The organism is Melioribacteraceae bacterium, from assembly GCA_030584085.1.
Lineage (GTDB): Bacteria > Bacteroidota > Ignavibacteria > Ignavibacteriales > Melioribacteraceae > SURF-28.
In genome coordinates, this window is the sequence record CP129490.1 from 1,072,136 (window position 1) to 1,089,416 (window position 17,281).

Sequence of the window (17,281 nt, forward strand, 5' to 3'; positions counted from 1 at the left end):
TTTTTAGAAAAGGCTTCAGCCTAGCCGCCCGGAATTATTGTAAATTTCTGTAGCTTCGAAAATGAATTTGGAATATTATTACCTTTGGTATAAGTGAATACTCTCCAATAATAATCTGCATAAGCTGCGAAAGTTATATTTTTTATAGGCACTGTAATAATTTTATTTATTTCATTACTTGAAAAATTTATTTCAGTCAAAGGACCATAAATTTCATTTGCTTGAACCACGATTCTATAGTCCGCCGGTTTTGAACAAGTTTGAATCTTGAATTCAGCAAAATAGTCAACACTTGCATTATTTTCAGGTGAAATTTGAATCGGCTTATCTAAAAGAAAATCTCTAACTTCTACCGATGGTTGACTTTGTAAATTCCCCTTATCCACTGAAATTATTTTGTAATAATAATCTACCAATAAATCTAAATGATTTTTGTCAATAAATGATAGTTCGTTTGTAACTCCAATAAGCGAAGAATTATCAGGTGAAAAATTCGGGTTTAACGATCTATGAATTTCATAATGTTTTACATCCGTGCTGAAAGAGTTTCCGAAAGTTATTTTCATTGAAAGTGAATCGTTCCAATTTCGTGCATTGATACTAAGATAATATGGTGGGTAGGGTGGATATAAATTTTGAGGAACCGCACTTACATATGCTGAAAAATCACTTTCGTAACCGAATAAATCAACGGCTTTAATTTTGTAATAGTAAGTTGAATCATACTCCAAACCTACATCCAAAAAATAGGTTGAAGATGTTGAATCAATAACTGCAAAATTATTCTCATTTGAGATTGATCTAAAGATTTTATAAAATTTTATATCCTTCTCCAAATTTGAGATCCACTCGATTCCGACTTCACCATCATACTGACGAAAAACACTCAAACCAATTGGAGCAGTTGGAGGTATTCCGTCATCAATAATTTCTGTTGGAGAATTTCGCTCGCAGCTCAAAAAGATAAGTGCGGTTAACAAACTAAAAAGAAAAAGTGTCGCCTTTTTGAGGAATTGTAACATCCTTAAATCCAAGTTCGATTAATTTTGTTCTTAACACATTCTGTTGATCACTTTCACCGTGAACTAAGAATAAATTTTGCATTCTACTTTTATCAAACTTATCACAATAATCCAGAAGCTCACTTTGATCCGCATGAGCACTAAAATAATCAAGAACAATTACTTCGGCATTAAGTTTATAAGGATCACCGAATATCTTTACTTCTGGTTCACGATCTGTAATTCTTCTTCCTAAAGTATGCTGTGCTGAATAACCAACTATTAAAATGATATTCTTTTCATCCTCAATGTTGTTAAGCAGGTGATGTTGAATTCTTCCGGCTTCACACATACCGCTGCTGGAGATTATAATTGCTGGTTCGTTGAGTTCGTTAAGTTTTTTTGAATCTTCAGTTTCTGTTATATAATGAAGCTGATTGAAACCGAAAGGATCTTTATTCTCAACAAGAAATCGTGCAGTCTCGTTATCAAAACATTCCGGGTGCAACCTAAAAACTTCAGTAGCATTTACCGAAAGCGGACTATCGACATAAACCGGTAGTCGTTTAACTTTATTACTTTCGAAAATTTTGTGAAGTTCAAAGACTAATTCTTGAGTCCGTCCAACACTAAAAGCCGGTATTATTATTTTGCCATTTCTCTGTATTGCCTTATTTATTACATCAATCAATGCGTTTTCAGCATTTACCGGGTCACCATGAAGTTTGTTTCCGTAAGTACTTTCACATATCAGAATATCGACGGGTGGAATTTTTTCGGGATCCTTAAGGATCGGCAAATTTGGTCTTCCCAAATCACCTGTAAAACCAAGATTAAATCGAGTTCCATTCTCGTTTATTTCAATATGTGTGACAGCCGATCCAAGAATATGCCCCGCATCAACAAATGAGAATGAAATGCTTTCATCAATTCGATATTTATGATAATAATTCACACCGATAAATTTTTTCAATGCATCTTGAGCATTCTCTTGATTGTAAAGTGGTTCAAATAAATTTTTACCAAGCTTTGCCCGTTTTTTATTTACGTACTGAACGTCTTTTTCCTGAATATGAGCGCTATCCATCAACATAATTGAGCAAAGATCTCTTGTTGCAAATGTTGAATAGATATTCCCACCAAATCCATTTTTAACAAGTGAAGGTAGATTGCCGGAATGATCAATGTGAGCATGTGATAAAATTACAAAATCAATTTCTTTTGGATCGAACTCGTCGAAATTTTTGTTGATCTCATAAGCCAGTTTTCTTTTACCTTGATAGAGTCCGCAATCCAACAAGAATTTTTTCCCGGCAGCTTCAATTAAATGCATCGAACCTGTAACTGTTTCGGCGGCACCAATAAATTTTATTTTCATAGTCTTGAGCCGTAATTGTGATATAGTATTGAATTTAAGTTGGATTCAATTTACAAAAATAGGAGAGAACTTTTTGGGGAAAAACTATGCTTTAATAATTTTGTAATTTTTGTAACCGTAATAAATTTCCCGAGCGGCTGTTTTTATTACCGTCGCAGCCGGAACTGCTAGAAGCATTCCGAGAATTCCCATAGCTTGACTTCCAACCAAAATTAAAATGATAATTAATAACGGATGAATATCTGTCCCTTTTGAAAACACATTCGGTTGGATGTAACCATTATCAATTGTGTATATAATCACAAACATCAGTGTTATTGAAGGGAGCATTGATAAATCACCGAATTGGATTAAGGAGATTATAATTGCCGGAAGCCCACCAATTACCGGACCAAAATAAGGAATCAAATGTCCAATGCCGGCAATCGCTCCGATAGTGATTGAATTTTGAATACCGAGTATCGATAAGCCGATTGTTGCCATTAATCCAACAATGAATGCATCAAAAATCCAGCTTCTTACATACCTTCCAAGTTGATGTGATATTTTTTTGATTACCCAATAAGAAACTTCGAAATATTTATTGGGCATTATATCAATTATTCCTTTAACAATTCTGTGTTTGTCTTTTAATATGAAGAAGGTCATAAACGGAACAATTACTGCTATTGCAATAACGGAAATAATGCTTGTAACAATTTCGGTAATATTATCTATTGAGTTAAAAAATAAATCGGAAAAGAAAGTGCTTAGTTGTTGTACGATTTTATCCGCACTTACAAAAGGCAAAACATTTTCGAGAGTTTGATTAAACTCACCCAAAATAGCTTCGATGTTTTCATTGCTAAGATTAACCGCAATTACATTTAGTTGCTTGACGATTTTAGGAATCAAAAAAGAAAAACCAATCACTATTGTGAACGTTGCAATTAAGAAAACTAATATGACCGAGACAAATCTATTTAGACCATTTTTTTCGAAAAACATTACTAGTGGATTGAAAATAAAGGCTAACAAAATTGAAAGAATTAACATTACTATTATATCAGAAACTAGTATAGAGAAATAAACCAGCAGACCAAGCCCTATCAGACCAGCTGTATATTTTGTTAACTTTCTCAAAGTTAGATCAGAAAAGCTCATTTTGTAAAAACCTTCACTTGTTACTTACGTTTCTAAAATTAAGTATAAATTGTGATTATTGCTTAGTAGAATTCTGAATGTTTTTTGAGATATGACAACTTTCAGAACTCTAAATTATGATAAGAATGTCTGTATTTGTTATATTTGATGATAAAATTTCAGTAAAAAAGGTGTGTAAAATGGCGGAATTAGAATTATTAAATCAAATTAAAACAAACGCTTCCAAAAGAAAAAAAACTGTTGTATTGCCTGAATCACATGACGATAGAGTTTTGTTTGCAGCGGAAAAACTTGTGAAAGAAAACGTTGCATCTGTGATCACAATTGGAAAAGAAGAACATGTAAGAAGCAAAGCATCCGAACTAAAAGTTAATTTACAAGGTGTGCGAATTATTGATCCATTAAAATCTGAAAAACATAGCGATTTTTCTAATGTGTTTTTTAACTTAAGAAAACATAAGGGATTGACAATAGAAGAATCGCGTGAGACAATGAAAAAAGATTTATTCTTCGGTGCGATGATGGTTCGTGAAGGAATGGCTGATGGATTTGTTGCCGGCTCAACTGCATCAACCGGTGACGTTCTCCGCGCCGCAATTCAATGTGTGGGAATGCCCGAAGGGATTTCGATTGTATCAAGTTTCTTTTTGATGATTTATCCCGAAAAAACCTACAGCTTTGCCGATTGTGCGGTTGTTCCTAATCCCGATGCTTCACAACTAGCGGATATCGCTGTTACAACAGCCGAAAATCATTTTAAGTTAACAGGTGAAGAACCATATGTTGCAATGCTATCATTTTCAACAAAGGGAAGTGCAAAACATGAGTTAGTTGATAAAGTTTTGGAAGCATTGAAAATTGCTAAAGAAAAAAGACCAAATTTAAAAATCGACGGCGAGTTACAATTTGATGCGGCAATAATCGATTCAATAGGTAAAAAGAAAGCTCCCGGTAGTGAAGTGGCTGGAAGAGCAAACGTTTTAGTTTTCCCGGATTTACAAGCCGGTAATATCGGTTATAAAATTGCACAGCGTTTAGGCGGTGCAGAAGCAGTTGGTCCGGTTGTTCAAGGATTGAAAAAACCATTGTTCGATTTAAGCCGTGGTTGCAGTGTTGATGATATCGTTAATACAGCTTCAATTTCTTGTTTAATGGCTGATTAATTTTTTTAAGATCCCGGGATAAATAAATTCCGGGATTTTTTCCTTCCAATGAAACATTTCACTATATTTTTGTGTTAATCAATAAACAATCGGAGGACTAGATGAAGAAATTCGTAATTCCGTTTCTACTATTTTTTGTATTAATCAGTTTTGCACAAAATAATGAAGGTGAATCAATGTCTAATAATATACATGATATAAAAGTTAAAGATATTTCCGGGAAAGAAGTTTCGCTCTCGGATTATGAAGGGAAGGTGTTATTAATAGTAAACGTCGCAAGTAAATGCGGTTATACAAAACAGTATGCCGGATTGCAAGAATTGTACTCAAAGTATAAAGATAAAGGTTTTGAAATTCTTGCATTCCCTTGTAATGATTTCGGTGGACAAGAACCCGGCAGTAACAAGGAGATTGAAGAATTTTGCAGCACAACCTTCGGTGTAGAATTCCCATTGTTTGACAAAATAAAAGTTCTTGGTGACGATAAAGAACCTCTTTATGAAAAATTGATTAACAATCCGACTACCGAGCAAGGTGATATTAAATGGAATTTCGAAAAATTCTTAATTGCTAAAAATGGTGATGTTGTTGCGAGATACCGAAGCAAAATTGAACCGTTAAGTGATGAGATCGTTAATTCAATTGAAACAGAGTTACAAAAATAATTCAAATAGAGCTTTGATTAATCAAAGCTCTACTTAAATAATTACAAACCAAGTTCTTCTTTTACTTCTAGCTTTGCAGCTATCATATCCTTGTGTTCAAGATGAAAATTATTACTGATTGTTCTAACAAAATGCTCTTCGTATTTATGAACTTTTTCATCAACCAAAATTAATCGCCACAAATTTTTGATTACTTCATATTTTTCTGCTGTATTAAAATATTTATTTACCACATCGGTAAATTCATAAATACTAACGCTATCTTTCACTATTTCATCAGATTGTTTAATTAGTTCTTCGATTTCTTCATCATTTAATTCAAACATATCTTTCATTAATGAAATAATTTTCTCACGCTCATCTTGATGAAACTTATCATCGGCATGTGCGACTTCTAAGAATAAAGCACATGTAGCTAATTGTAATTTCCTTTCACTCTTTTCGGATACCGAATCCGATGAATAGTGCTGATGATTATTTTCTTTATTATCGCTTAACAAATCTCTAAAAAATTTTAACATCATTATCCTTTAATTATTTTCTTCCTTCTTTTTGGGAGGACGATCATACATTTCAGTCATTCTCTTATAAGTTTTTATAAGATCTTCGTTTATCTGATTCCAAGTAAAACGCCAAGTCCAATTTCCGCCGAGTTTACTTGGGAAATTCATCCTTGCTTCGGTTCCCAAATTCAATACATCTTGCATCGGGATTACAACAATATCCGCTACAGAAGAATAAGCAGTTTTGATTGTTGCAAAACACATATCATCACCATAATAGTTCAGATATTCTTGAGTCCACTCGTAAATTCCGCTGCCATTTTGTTTTTCCTTTTCGAAGAATCCGCGAGTAGTATCATTATCATGTGAACCTGTATGTACTACACAATTTTTTACATGATTGTGAGGGAGGAACTTTGTTTCGTTTCCTTCACCGAATGCAAATTGCAAAATTTTAATTCCGGGGAATTCGAATTTGTCTCTGAGTGCTTCAACTTCTTTTGTTATGATTCCTAAGTCTTCTGCTATAATAGAAAGTTTACCTAATTTTTCTCTTATAGTATTAAATAATTTTTCTCCGGGAGCTTTAATCCATTCTCCGGTCATTGCAGTTTCGGCATCGCCAGGTATCGAATAGTAAGCTTCAAAGCCACGGAAATGATCAACGCGAACTATATCAACCAATTCAAATAATTTCGCGAATCTTTGAGTCCACCAAGCAAAATTATCTTTTTCCATTACGTCCCATTTGTAAAGAGGATTACCCCAAAGTTGTCCGGTAGCACTAAAATAGTCTGGTGGAACTCCTGCAACCGTTTCAAGTTTTCCTTCATCGTTTACGGTAAACTGACTTTTGTTTGCCCATAAATCGGCTGAATCGTACGCTATAAATATCGGAAGATCACCGATAACTTTTATTCCGTGAGAATGTGCATATCTTACAACAGATTTCCATTGTTTATTAAAAGTGAACTGAACAAATTTATGATATTCAACATCATCGCTTAGTTTTTTTGACCATTTCGCGACAGCATCTCCTTCACGGAAAGCAATTTCTCTTTCCCACTCTGTCCATTGAATACCACCATGATATTCTTTACATGCCATGAAAAGGGCAAAGTCATCTAACCATTCAGTGTTATTGCTACAGAATGCTTCATAATCAGTTTTAAACCGATTCTTATTTTCTTTGAAATTGATGTATGCTTTTTTTAGAATTCCTTTCTTCCAATTAATAATAGAACCAAAATCAATATTGATCGGATCAAAAGCCTCTTTATCTTTTAGATCATCATGTGATAATAGGTGTTCTTCAATTAATAAGTCCGGACTGATTAACAGTGGATTGCCAGCAAAAGCTGAGAAACATTGATAAGGAGAATCACCATAACCTGTTGGTCCGAGAGGGAAAACCTGCCATAATGTTTGTCCTGCTGCTTTCATGAAATCTAAAAATTTGTAAGCATCTTTACCTAAATCACCAATTCCGTAAGGTGAAGGAAGGGAAGTTGGATGCAATAATAATCCTGCTGAACGAGTTAATTCCATTTGATATCCTATTGATTTAATTAGCTTTTACGAAAATATAAATTAAGTTAGGAAATGACGACTGTACTTTTAAATTATTTTTCTATATTAGCACCCCCGTTATTTGTGCTATTTGATACACTGATATATTAATTTTTTCAAAATGTCATCAATTGATTGCTTAAAAAAAAAATAATACTTAATTTGCTTTCCACATCGAGATGAGCAAAAAGAAAAAGCTGTTAGTAAAATTTGTTTTTATAAATAATGTTTCCAAAGATTTTAGTGTAGGGAGATTTAATAGATGAAAATTACCCGTAAGTTCACCACCGCTGGTAAAGACCCTTTCGATAGTATAGAATTTGTAAAAAGAACCTCAGAGATAAAAAATCCTGACGGATCAATAGTTTTCAAAATGGATGATGTGGTAATTCCCAAGCAATGGTCACAAGTAGCAACCGATGTGATTGCCCAAAAGTATTTTAGAAAAGCCGGTGTCCCTAAACTTCTAAAAAAAGTTAAGGAAGACAATGTGCCTAAATGGCTACAAGCCTCCGCAGCCGACACGAAGAGACTTGAAGAGTTGCCTGAAAAAGAAAGATATTCATCCGAATCTGATTCTCGTCAAGTTTTTAATCGTTTAGCCGGTACTTGGACTTACTGGGGTTGGAAAGCCAATTACTTTGATACGGAAGAAGATGCCTTATCTTTTTTTGACGAGATGAAATATATGTTAGCCCGTCAATATTGTGCGCCTAATAGTCCGCAATGGTTTAATACTGGGCTGCACTGGGCTTATGGAATTAATGGCCCGGCACAGGGACATTATTATGTGGATTATCAAACCGGTAAACTTACAAAATCCGAAGACGCTTATACACATCCTCAACCGCATGCATGTTTTATTCAATCCGTATCAGACGATTTAGTTAATGAAGGCGGTATTATGGATTTGTGGGTTAGAGAAGCACGACTTTTCAAATATGGTTCTGGAACTGGAAGTAATTTCTCAAATCTTCGTGGTGCCGATGAACCGCTGAGTGGTGGTGGAAAATCTTCCGGCTTGATGTCATTTTTAAAGATTGGTGATCGTTCAGCCGGTGCTATTAAATCTGGTGGAACAACACGTCGTGCAGCTAAAATGGTAACTTTAGATATCGATCATCCGGATATAGAAGAATACATTAATTGGAAAGTTATCGAGGAACAAAAAGTTGCAGCTTTAGTAGCAGGTTCAAAAGCATGTAATTATCACCTAAATAAAATAATGAAGGCATGCTATGATGAACATCCCGAGAACGACCGCTTTAGTAAAAAAACAAATAAAAGATTAAAAGAAGCAGTTCTCGAAGCACGTAAAAGCAACGTGCCGGAAAATTATATAGAACGTGTTATTCACTTGGCAAAGCTTGGATTTAAATCAATAGAATTTCCAACTTACGATACTGATTGGAATTCGGATGCATATGCAACTGTTTCCGGTCAAAATTCAAACAATTCTGTTCGTGTAACAAATGATTTTATGCAAGCTGTTATTAGCGATAGCGATTGGAGTTTATATTGGAGAGTAGAATTAGAAAGAGCCAAAAAAGCCGGTAGAGTTCCGAAGCCATACAAAGCTGTAAAAGCTTCCAAACTTTGGGATGATATTGCATTTTCGGCATGGTCATCAGCTGATCCCGGATTACAATATCACACAACAATTAATGAATGGCATACGTGTCCAGCAAGTGGCGAAATCCGTGCATCAAATCCTTGTAGTGAATATATGTTTCTTGATGACACTGCTTGTAATCTCGCATCATTAAACTTAGTGAGATTTTACAGTGACACCGAACATAAATTTGATGTTGATGCGTTTAAACATGCCGTTAGATTATGGACTGTAGTTTTAGAAGTTAGTGTACTTATGGCACAGTACCCAAGTAAAGAAATTGCTCAATTAAGTTATGATTATAGAACACTCGGTTTAGGCTATGCGAATTTAGGTTCACTTTTAATGAGACAAGGTATTCCTTACGATAGTGATCATGCTTACGCAATTGCGGGAGCTATAACTTCGATTATGCACATGGGCGCTTATGCTGCATCAGCAGAAATGGCAAAAGAACATGGTGCATTTCCCGAATTCAAAAAGAATAAAGAACATATGCTTCGTGTGTTGAGGAACCATAGAAGAGCAGCATATAATGTTCGTAAGGAAGAATATGAAGGATTATCGATTTATCCGCAAGGTATAAATCCTGAATTTTGTCCAAACAGTCTTTTAGAAGCAGCTAGAGAAGAATCGGATCGTGCGGTTGAGCTTGGCACTAAGTATGGATACAGAAATGCACAAGTTACCGTAATTGCTCCAACCGGAACTATCGGTTTGGTTATGGATTGTGATACAACGGGAATTGAACCGGACTTCTCACTTGTGAAATTCAAAAAATTAGCAGGCGGTGGATACTTCAAAATTATTAATCAATCAATTCCGCCGGCTCTTAAGAAGTTGGAATATACGGACGAGCAAATCAAAGAAATAGTTAAATATGCAAAAGGTGCCGGTACTTTAGCCGGTTGTCCGCACATTAATAAAGAAAGTTTAAGAAGCAAGGGTTTTACCGAAGATGTAATTAAGAAAATTGAGAGTATGCTTCCGTCAGTCTTCGAAATTGGATTTGCTTTTAATAAGTTCACAATCGGAGAAGATTTCTTAATCAACACACTTGGTTTGAAAAAAGAACTTATCAATGATTTTGACTTCGATTTATTAAAAGAACTTGGTTATACAAAAGAAGAAATTGCTGCAGCTAATGATTATGTATGCGGTACAATGACAATCGAAGGAGCACCTTTCTTAAGTCCCGAGCATTATCCGGTTTTTGATTGCGCGAACAGATGCGGGAAAAAGGGAACAAGATTCATTCAGCCCGAAGCACATATAAGAATGATGGCGGTTGCACAACCATTTATTTCAGGCGCAATTTCAAAAACAATTAACCTTCCGAACGAAGCGACCATAGAAGATATTAAATCGGCTTATTTAGAATCATGGAGATTGGGATTAAAAGCCAACGCACTTTATCGTGATGGGTCAAAATTATCCCAACCTCTTAATTCGATGTCTGTTGAAGAAATCGAAGAAATCTTAGAGGACAAAGAAGAAAACGATTTAGTTAAAGTTGCTGAAAGAATTATTCACCGATACATTGCTAAAAGAAGAAGACTTCCTGATCGCAGAACCGGCTACACACAGAAAGCAAAGATAAACGGTAACACAGTTTACATTCGAACCGGTGAATATGAAAACGGTCAAATAGGCGAGATCTTTATAGATATGCATAAAGAAGGCGCGGCTTTTAGAAGTCTGTTAAATAATTTTGCAATTGCAATTTCACTCGGTTTGCAGCATGGAGTTCCTCTTGAAGAATTTGTTGATGCGTTTGTATTCACTCGATTTGAACCGAGCGGCATTGTAGTAGGCAATGAAAGAATCAAGATGTCAACTTCCGTTATTGATTATATTTTCAGAGAACTTGCAGTAACCTATCTTGGAAGAACAGACCTTGCACACGTTGACGAAGAAGAATTAAAGATGAAATCGAAAAATAAAGTTAGAACAGAAGCTGATGATTACGAGAGTGAAGAAATTATCAGCGTTAGAATGATCGAACTTGATCCAACCTCGGATGAATACGAAGACCCGAATCACTCCGGAACTAATGGTACTAATGGAACAAACGGACGCTCCGAAAGAAGTAAAGTTCTTGCAACTCATAAACAAATGGTGAAAGCTAAAGAAAAAGGTTACACAGGTGATATCTGTTCCGAGTGTGGTAGTATGACCATGGTTCGTAACGGAACATGTCTAAAATGTACTACATGCGGCTCTACAACCGGATGTAGTTAATAAATATCAAATAAACTTTTTTTAGAGGGGCTTTTCGGAGCCCCTTTTTTGTTTACGATATTTAATAAAAGATAATTTTATTCGGTTTTTTCGTTGACTTTTGGGGCTAAAACTAATAGATTCTCAAACTTGATTAGAAATGATGATTCACGATAATATTAATAGATTACAGCAGAAAATCGATGAAATTTGCAGAAAATGCGGAAGAAATTCATCTGAAATTTTGCTGATTGCAGTTTCAAAAAACAATCCGATTTCAGCGATTGAGGAAGTTCAAAAATGTGGACTTCTTCACTTTGGAGAAAATAAAGCTCAAGAATTACGAGATAAATCGGAGATAAAATCCGAGGGAATTTTCTGGCATTTTATAGGCCATCTTCAAACTAATAAAGTGAAGTATGCAGTCAAATCTGCTGAAATGATTCACTCAGTTGACTCAGACAAAGTTTTGGATGAAATTAACAAAAGAGCAGAAGCAGAAAATAAAATTCAGAAAATTTTGTTTGAGGTGAATACTTCTGATGAATCAAATAAATATGGTTTGAGGGATTTTAACTCTCTCAAAAAATTAGTTGATGTAGCTGATAAATCGAGAAATGTAAAACCTATTGGTTTAATGACGATGGCTCCATATACAGACGATAAAAAAATTATCCGGGACTGCTTTGTTCAACTTAGAGAATGGAAAGAAGAATTAAACGGAATCGGTTACAACCTGACAGAATTATCAATGGGAATGACAAACGATTTTGATTTAGCTATTGAAGAAGGATCAACAATTATCCGGATTGGGACGGCAATATTCGGAGAACGTGATTATTCACAAAAATGGAATGAACAATGAAATTCACACCTTTCAGTATAAAAAATCAAGAATTCAGTCGAACAGTTCGCGGTTTTGACAGAGATGAAGTAAAAGCATACCTCGAACAATTATCTGACGAAGTTGAGAGACTTCAAGCAGAAAATTCAAAGCTGGTTGCAGAAATCGAAAAAATGAATTCCCAAATGGAAGGTTACAGAAGAATAGAAAAAAACTTGCAATCCACTTTATTATCAGCGCAAGAATCTTCTTCAAAAGCCGTTGAATCTGCAAAAAAACAGACTGCTCTATTGATTAAAGAATCAGAATTGAAAGCCGCACAAATTATTGAAGAAGCAAAAGAAAAAGCTAATGATATTCGTGATGCAGTTCTAAAACTACGTGAAGAAAAAAACTTACTCGTAGCAAAATTACGAGCAATGGTAGATACTCAATCACACCTGCTTGAATCAAGTTTTAGGGAAAGAATAATTGAGGAAACCGAAGTTGATTTTACTTCCGCAAAAAAGGATATAGATTCTAAAATTAATGCTGATGAAATATTGGAGAAACTCTTATGAGTAAGTTGAAAGAAATGATTAATGAAACATTAGAAGTAATCCGTAAACACACAAAAGATGAGTATGAAATCGGAATTATTCTCGGAACCGGACTTGGCGGATTAGTTAAGGAAATTAAAATTGATCACGAAATTGAATACGGTGATTTACCACATTTTCCTATTTCTACAGTTGAGTCTCACCATGGTAAACTGATCTTTGGATCGATTGGAAATAAAAAAGTTGTTGCTATGCAAGGAAGATTTCATTACTACGAAGGTTATACGATGAAGCAAATTACATATCCCGTAAGAGTAATGAAATTTCTTGGTGTTAAAACTTTGCTTGTATCAAACGCATGCGGTGGGATGAATCCGATTTACAAACGTGGTGATGTGATGCTGATGCTCGATCATATAAATCTACTTGGTGATAATCCGTTGATTGGACCTAATGAAGATGATCTTGGTCCAAGATTCCCCGACATGAGTGAACCATATAATTTGGAACTAATTGAATTAGCAGAACAAGTTGCTCTTGAAAATAAGATCAAACTCCACAAAGGAGTTTACGTTGCTGTTCCGGGTCCAAACTTAGAAACCAAAGCCGAATATAGATTTTTGAGAGGAATTGGTGCTGATGTTGTAGGAATGTCAACAATTCCGGAAAATATAGTTGCCAATCACATGGGAATGAGGGTTTTAGGTTTCAGCATTATAACAGATGAGTGTTTCCCGGATTCCTTAAAAGCAGTTAATGTTGAAGAAATAATTGCCGCCGCGATGGAAGCAGAACCGAAAATGACAAAAATTATGAAGGAAGTTATAAACAAACTATGATAAACAAATTTGTGTATAAATACGCTACAGCAGTACTACTTGGATTGATAATATTTAGCTCGAATTTTCTCAGTCCAAAGCTATTTACCGGTGAAATTTTAAACTTTGCCGTCTGGTTTATTCTTTCTATTTTTGCCTTCTCTTGTGGCTGGATCATTGATAAAACACTAGGTTGGAGCCATGGCGGTAAATTAGTCTTTGCTGTTATTGTTGCTACTTCTGTAATGAGTTTGTTCCTCGTAACATTCTTCAGAAGTTATTTCGGTATCAATGATTATTTGACGGAAAACTTCATTCTCTTTTCACTCCGTAATGTAATGCTGGGTGTAATGGGAATTTTTGGATTAGCTGTTGCCGAATTGATCGCTGTCCAAAAGGAAATGGAAAATCTAAAACATCAAGTTCAGTTAAATAGAAAAATTGCCGAAGATGCCGAAAGAGAAGCACAGATAATTATTCGTGAAGCAAAATCCAAAGCAGATAGTCTTATGGTTGAAGCGGAACGCGAATCGGTTGAGATGATTAACCGTAAAAAAGAAATAGAAATGCAGTTAAAAGAATTTTTAAGAACGGAAAAAGAATTAATAAAAAAATACGAAGCTGACTAATCCACTAACTGAAAATTACGGTAATAATAATGTTCAAGCAGTACGAAGGAAATATTTCATATCCCAAAATTGAAGAAGAAATTTTAAAGTTCTGGAAAGAAAAACAAATTTTTGAAAAATCAATTTCTACTAGAGACGAAAACAAACCATTTACCTTTTACGAAGGTCCGCCCACGGCAAACGGTAAACCCGGCATCCACCATGTTATGGCAAGAGTTCTTAAAGATTTAGTATGCCGTTATAAAACTCTACAAGGATATCACGTTAACAGAAAAGCCGGTTGGGATACTCATGGATTACCTGTTGAAATCGAAGTTGAAAAATCTCTCGGCATAAAAAGTAAAAGTGAAATTCCCGTATACGGAATTGCAAAATATAATGCAGCATGTAAAGATTCTGTTTTCACTTATCTCGATCTTTGGGAAAAGATGACTACTCGAATGGGTTATTGGGTTAATCTTGATGATGCATATGTTACATGTACAAATAACTATATTGAATCGGTTTGGTGGGCTTTAAAAACTCTGTTTGAGAAGGGACTCATCTATAAGGATTATAAAATTGTTCCTCAAGATCCTAAGGCGGAAACACCGCTTTCATCGCATGAATTGGCTTTAGGTTATCGGGAAACCAAGGATCCTTCTGTTTATGTTGTGATGAAAATAAAAGAATCCGATTTGACGAAAGAAGGAGATACATTTTTCTTAGTTTGGACAACAACTCCTTGGACTTTAATCTCAAACGTTGGTTTAGCCGTCGGACCGGAAATAGACTATGTAAAAATTAAAACCGATGACGCATATCTAATCCTTGCAAAAGAAAGATTAGAAGTTATCAGAAATGAATATGAAATAATTTCCGAGTACAAAGGAAAAGATTTAGCCGGACAAGAATACGAACAATTGTTCAACTATGTGAAGTATGAAAAGAAAGCTTGTTTTGTAGTTGAAGCTGATTTTGTAAGTACAGAAGATGGTTCCGGAATAGTTCACATTGCACCCGCATTTGGTGCGGATGACTATGAAATTTCTAAAAAATATGATCTTCCGTTTGCGCAGCCTGTAGATAGAGGAGGAAGATTTACTGCAGAAGTAACAGACTTTGTCGGGCAGTTTGTAAAAGATGCTGATGAAGGTATTATCAGAATGTTGAGAGAACGCGGTCAACTTTATAAGAAAGAAACCATAATTCACTCTTATCCCTTCAGTTGGAGATTTGATAACGTTCCCATAATCTACTATGCCCGTGAATCATGGTTTATCAGAACAACACAAATTGCTGATCGAATGGTTGAACTAAATAAAACAATCGGCTGGCATCCGCCGGAAGTTGGAAGCGGAAGATTCGGTAATTGGTTGGATGAAAATAAAGATTGGGCTTTATCGCGTGATAGATTCTGGGCTACGCCTTTACCAATTTGGGTAAGTGAAGACAGTGATATGTTTGCTATCGGCAGTATTGCTGAATTGAAGGAAGGTTATATTGAAAGAGACGGAAAGAAAATTAAAGTTGCCGATTTAAAAGAAGAAGAAATCGACCTACACAGACCGTTTGTTGATGATATTAAGTTTGAGAGAAACGGAAAGATTTATACTCGAACTCCTGAACTCATTGATGTCTGGTTTGATTCCGGTGCAATGCCGTTTGCGCAGTATCATTATCCGTTTGAAAATAAAGAATTGTTTGAAAAGAATTATCCCGCCGATTTTATCTGCGAAGGTATTGATCAAACACGAGGATGGTTCTATACACTTCATGCAATTGGAACTATGTTATTCGATAATGTTGCATACAAGAATCTTATAGTAAACGAATTGATTCTTGATAAAAACGGAATGAAGATGTCTAAATCAAAAGGCAATACGGTTGATCCTTTTGAATTATTCGATAAATACGGAGCCGACGCTACTCGTTGGTATATGGTTACTACAAGTCCGCCTTGGAAACCCACATTATTCGATGAAGAGGGTATTGTTGAAGTTCAGCGTAAGTTTTTCGGAACTCTACTTAACACATATTCCTTCTTTGCACTATATGCAAACATCGACAAGTTTGATTTCAAAGAGGAAATAATTCCTTATGAAAAACGACCGGAAATTGATCGTTGGATAATTTCAAAGCTTGGCACTTTAGTAAAAGATTTTGAAGAGTACATGAACAATTACGATGTAACAAAAGCCGCACGTGAAGTTTCCGAATTTACAATTGATCAATTATCAAATTGGTATGTTAGGAGAAGCAGACGACGTTTCTGGAAATCGGAAATGAACGAAAATAAACTTTCGGCATATCAAACTTTATATGAATGCTTGAACACAGTTGTAAAACTAGCTTCACCGTTTGCTCCATTCTTGACTGAAGAAATTTACAACAACTTGAATAAGGCGACCGGAAAAGAAGAATTCGAATCTGTTCATTTAGTTCAGTTCCCAAAAGTCAATTATCATGATGAAGACTTAGAACTAAAGATGGATGTCGCACAAAAAGTAGTTTATATAACGAGATCAATGCGTGCAAAAAATAATTTGAAAGTTCGTCAGCCATTAAAAAAGATTCTGGTTTCGGTTTCACCATCAAAACGTGAAGCAGTAGAAAGAATGAAAGATGTTATATTGGAAGAAGTAAACATTAAAGAACTTCAAGTTTTAGAAGATGATTCCGGAATTGTCAATAAATCTGCCAAAGCAAATTTCAAATCGCTTGGTCCAAAATATGGCAAACTGATGAAATCGCTTGCTGCGGAAATTATTAAATTCAGTAAGGATGACATCGCAAAACTTGAGAGAGAAAATAGCTTTAAAGTTACTATCGATGAAAACGAAATTAATCTTACTTTAGAAGATGTCGAAATTATAAGTACCGAAATTGAAGGTTGGTTGGTTGAAAGCGAAGAAGGTGTAACCGTTGGTATTGATACTGAATTAACTGAGGATTTAATTGCCGAAGGTTATGCGAGAGAATTTGTCAACCGGGTTCAAAACATGCGTAAAGACGCTGATTTTGACGTAATTGACAAAATCCGAATTTTCTATGAATCTGACGAAAAATTAATTAAATATATAAGTCGATTTTCAGAATACATAACAAGCGAAACTTTAGCTGATGAATTAACTTCGGGTACTTCTTCCAACGGGTACCTTGAAAATTGGGACATTGGCGAATTCAGTTGCAAAATTTCAATTGAAAAAAGCCGTTAA

The 17,281-nt window shown here is 35.1% G+C and carries 13 protein-coding genes; 8 read left to right on the forward strand and 5 right to left on the reverse strand.

Going from position 1 to position 17,281, the window contains the following annotated elements:
- Positions 1-20 precede the first annotated feature (20 nt).
- The 3 genes from QY331_04955 to QY331_04965 all read right to left on the reverse strand — a co-directional run bounded on the left by QY331_04955 (position 21) and on the right by QY331_04965 (position 3,522).
- On the reverse strand, positions 21-1,022 hold the full coding sequence (locus tag QY331_04955) for a fibronectin type III domain-containing protein (GenBank protein WKZ70602.1): 1,002 nt from the start codon (positions 1,020-1,022) through the stop codon (positions 21-23).
- Positions 982-2,379, reverse strand: a complete 1,398-nt coding sequence (locus tag QY331_04960) for an MBL fold metallo-hydrolase (GenBank protein WKZ70603.1) — start codon at positions 2,377-2,379, stop codon at positions 982-984. Before QY331_04960 ends, QY331_04955 begins: the two co-directional genes overlap by 41 nt.
- Before the next feature lie 84 nt (positions 2,380-2,463).
- Positions 2,464-3,522: an AI-2E family transporter gene (locus QY331_04965; protein WKZ70604.1), complete on the reverse strand. Its 1,059-nt coding sequence runs from the start codon at positions 3,520-3,522 to the stop codon at positions 2,464-2,466.
- Between the two features lie 179 nt (positions 3,523-3,701).
- On the opposite strand from QY331_04965, the gene pta reads away from it, so the two are divergent.
- On the forward strand, positions 3,702-4,685 hold the full coding sequence (gene pta / locus QY331_04970) for a phosphate acetyltransferase (protein WKZ70605.1): 984 nt from the start codon (positions 3,702-3,704) through the stop codon (positions 4,683-4,685).
- Between the two features lie 101 nt (positions 4,686-4,786).
- Positions 4,787-5,350 carry a glutathione peroxidase gene (locus tag QY331_04975; GenBank protein ID WKZ70606.1) on the forward strand — a complete coding sequence of 188 codons (564 nt, stop codon included), beginning with the start codon at positions 4,787-4,789 and terminating at the stop codon, positions 5,348-5,350.
- Between the two features lie 41 nt (positions 5,351-5,391).
- On the opposite strand, the gene QY331_04980 is transcribed toward QY331_04975, so the two are convergent.
- Positions 5,392-5,874 carry a TerB family tellurite resistance protein gene (locus QY331_04980; protein WKZ70607.1) on the reverse strand — a complete coding sequence of 161 codons (483 nt, stop codon included), beginning with the start codon at positions 5,872-5,874 and terminating at the stop codon, positions 5,392-5,394.
- A gap of 6 nt (positions 5,875-5,880) precedes the next feature.
- Positions 5,881-7,401 (reverse strand): 4-alpha-glucanotransferase, encoded by a 1,521-nt coding sequence (gene malQ, locus QY331_04985; protein WKZ70608.1) that lies wholly within the window; start codon positions 7,399-7,401, stop codon positions 5,881-5,883.
- A gap of 283 nt (positions 7,402-7,684) precedes the next feature.
- On the opposite strand from malQ, the gene QY331_04990 reads away from it, so the two are divergent.
- The 6 genes from QY331_04990 to ileS all read left to right on the forward strand — a co-directional run bounded on the left by QY331_04990 (position 7,685) and on the right by ileS (position 17,281).
- Complete coding sequence (locus QY331_04990; protein ID WKZ70609.1) at positions 7,685-11,275, forward strand: vitamin B12-dependent ribonucleotide reductase; 3,591 nt, start codon at positions 7,685-7,687, stop codon at positions 11,273-11,275.
- A 139-nt stretch (positions 11,276-11,414) separates the two neighbouring features.
- Positions 11,415-12,119 carry a YggS family pyridoxal phosphate-dependent enzyme gene (locus QY331_04995; protein WKZ70610.1) on the forward strand — a complete coding sequence of 235 codons (705 nt, stop codon included), beginning with the start codon at positions 11,415-11,417 and terminating at the stop codon, positions 12,117-12,119.
- The gene (locus tag QY331_05000; GenBank protein WKZ70611.1) at positions 12,116-12,658 is read left to right on the forward strand and encodes a DivIVA domain-containing protein; all 543 of its coding nucleotides are present in this window, start codon (positions 12,116-12,118) and stop codon (positions 12,656-12,658) included. Before QY331_04995 ends, QY331_05000 begins: the two co-directional genes overlap by 4 nt.
- Positions 12,655-13,476: a purine-nucleoside phosphorylase gene (locus QY331_05005; GenBank protein ID WKZ70612.1), complete on the forward strand. Its 822-nt coding sequence runs from the start codon at positions 12,655-12,657 to the stop codon at positions 13,474-13,476. Before QY331_05000 ends, QY331_05005 begins: the two co-directional genes overlap by 4 nt.
- Positions 13,473-14,084 (forward strand): hypothetical protein, encoded by a 612-nt coding sequence (locus tag QY331_05010; GenBank protein ID WKZ70613.1) that lies wholly within the window; start codon positions 13,473-13,475, stop codon positions 14,082-14,084. The genes QY331_05005 and QY331_05010 overlap by 4 nt, the downstream gene beginning before the upstream one ends.
- 29 nt (positions 14,085-14,113) lie before the next feature.
- Positions 14,114-17,281, forward strand: a complete 3,168-nt coding sequence (gene ileS / locus QY331_05015; protein WKZ70614.1) for an isoleucine--tRNA ligase — start codon at positions 14,114-14,116, stop codon at positions 17,279-17,281.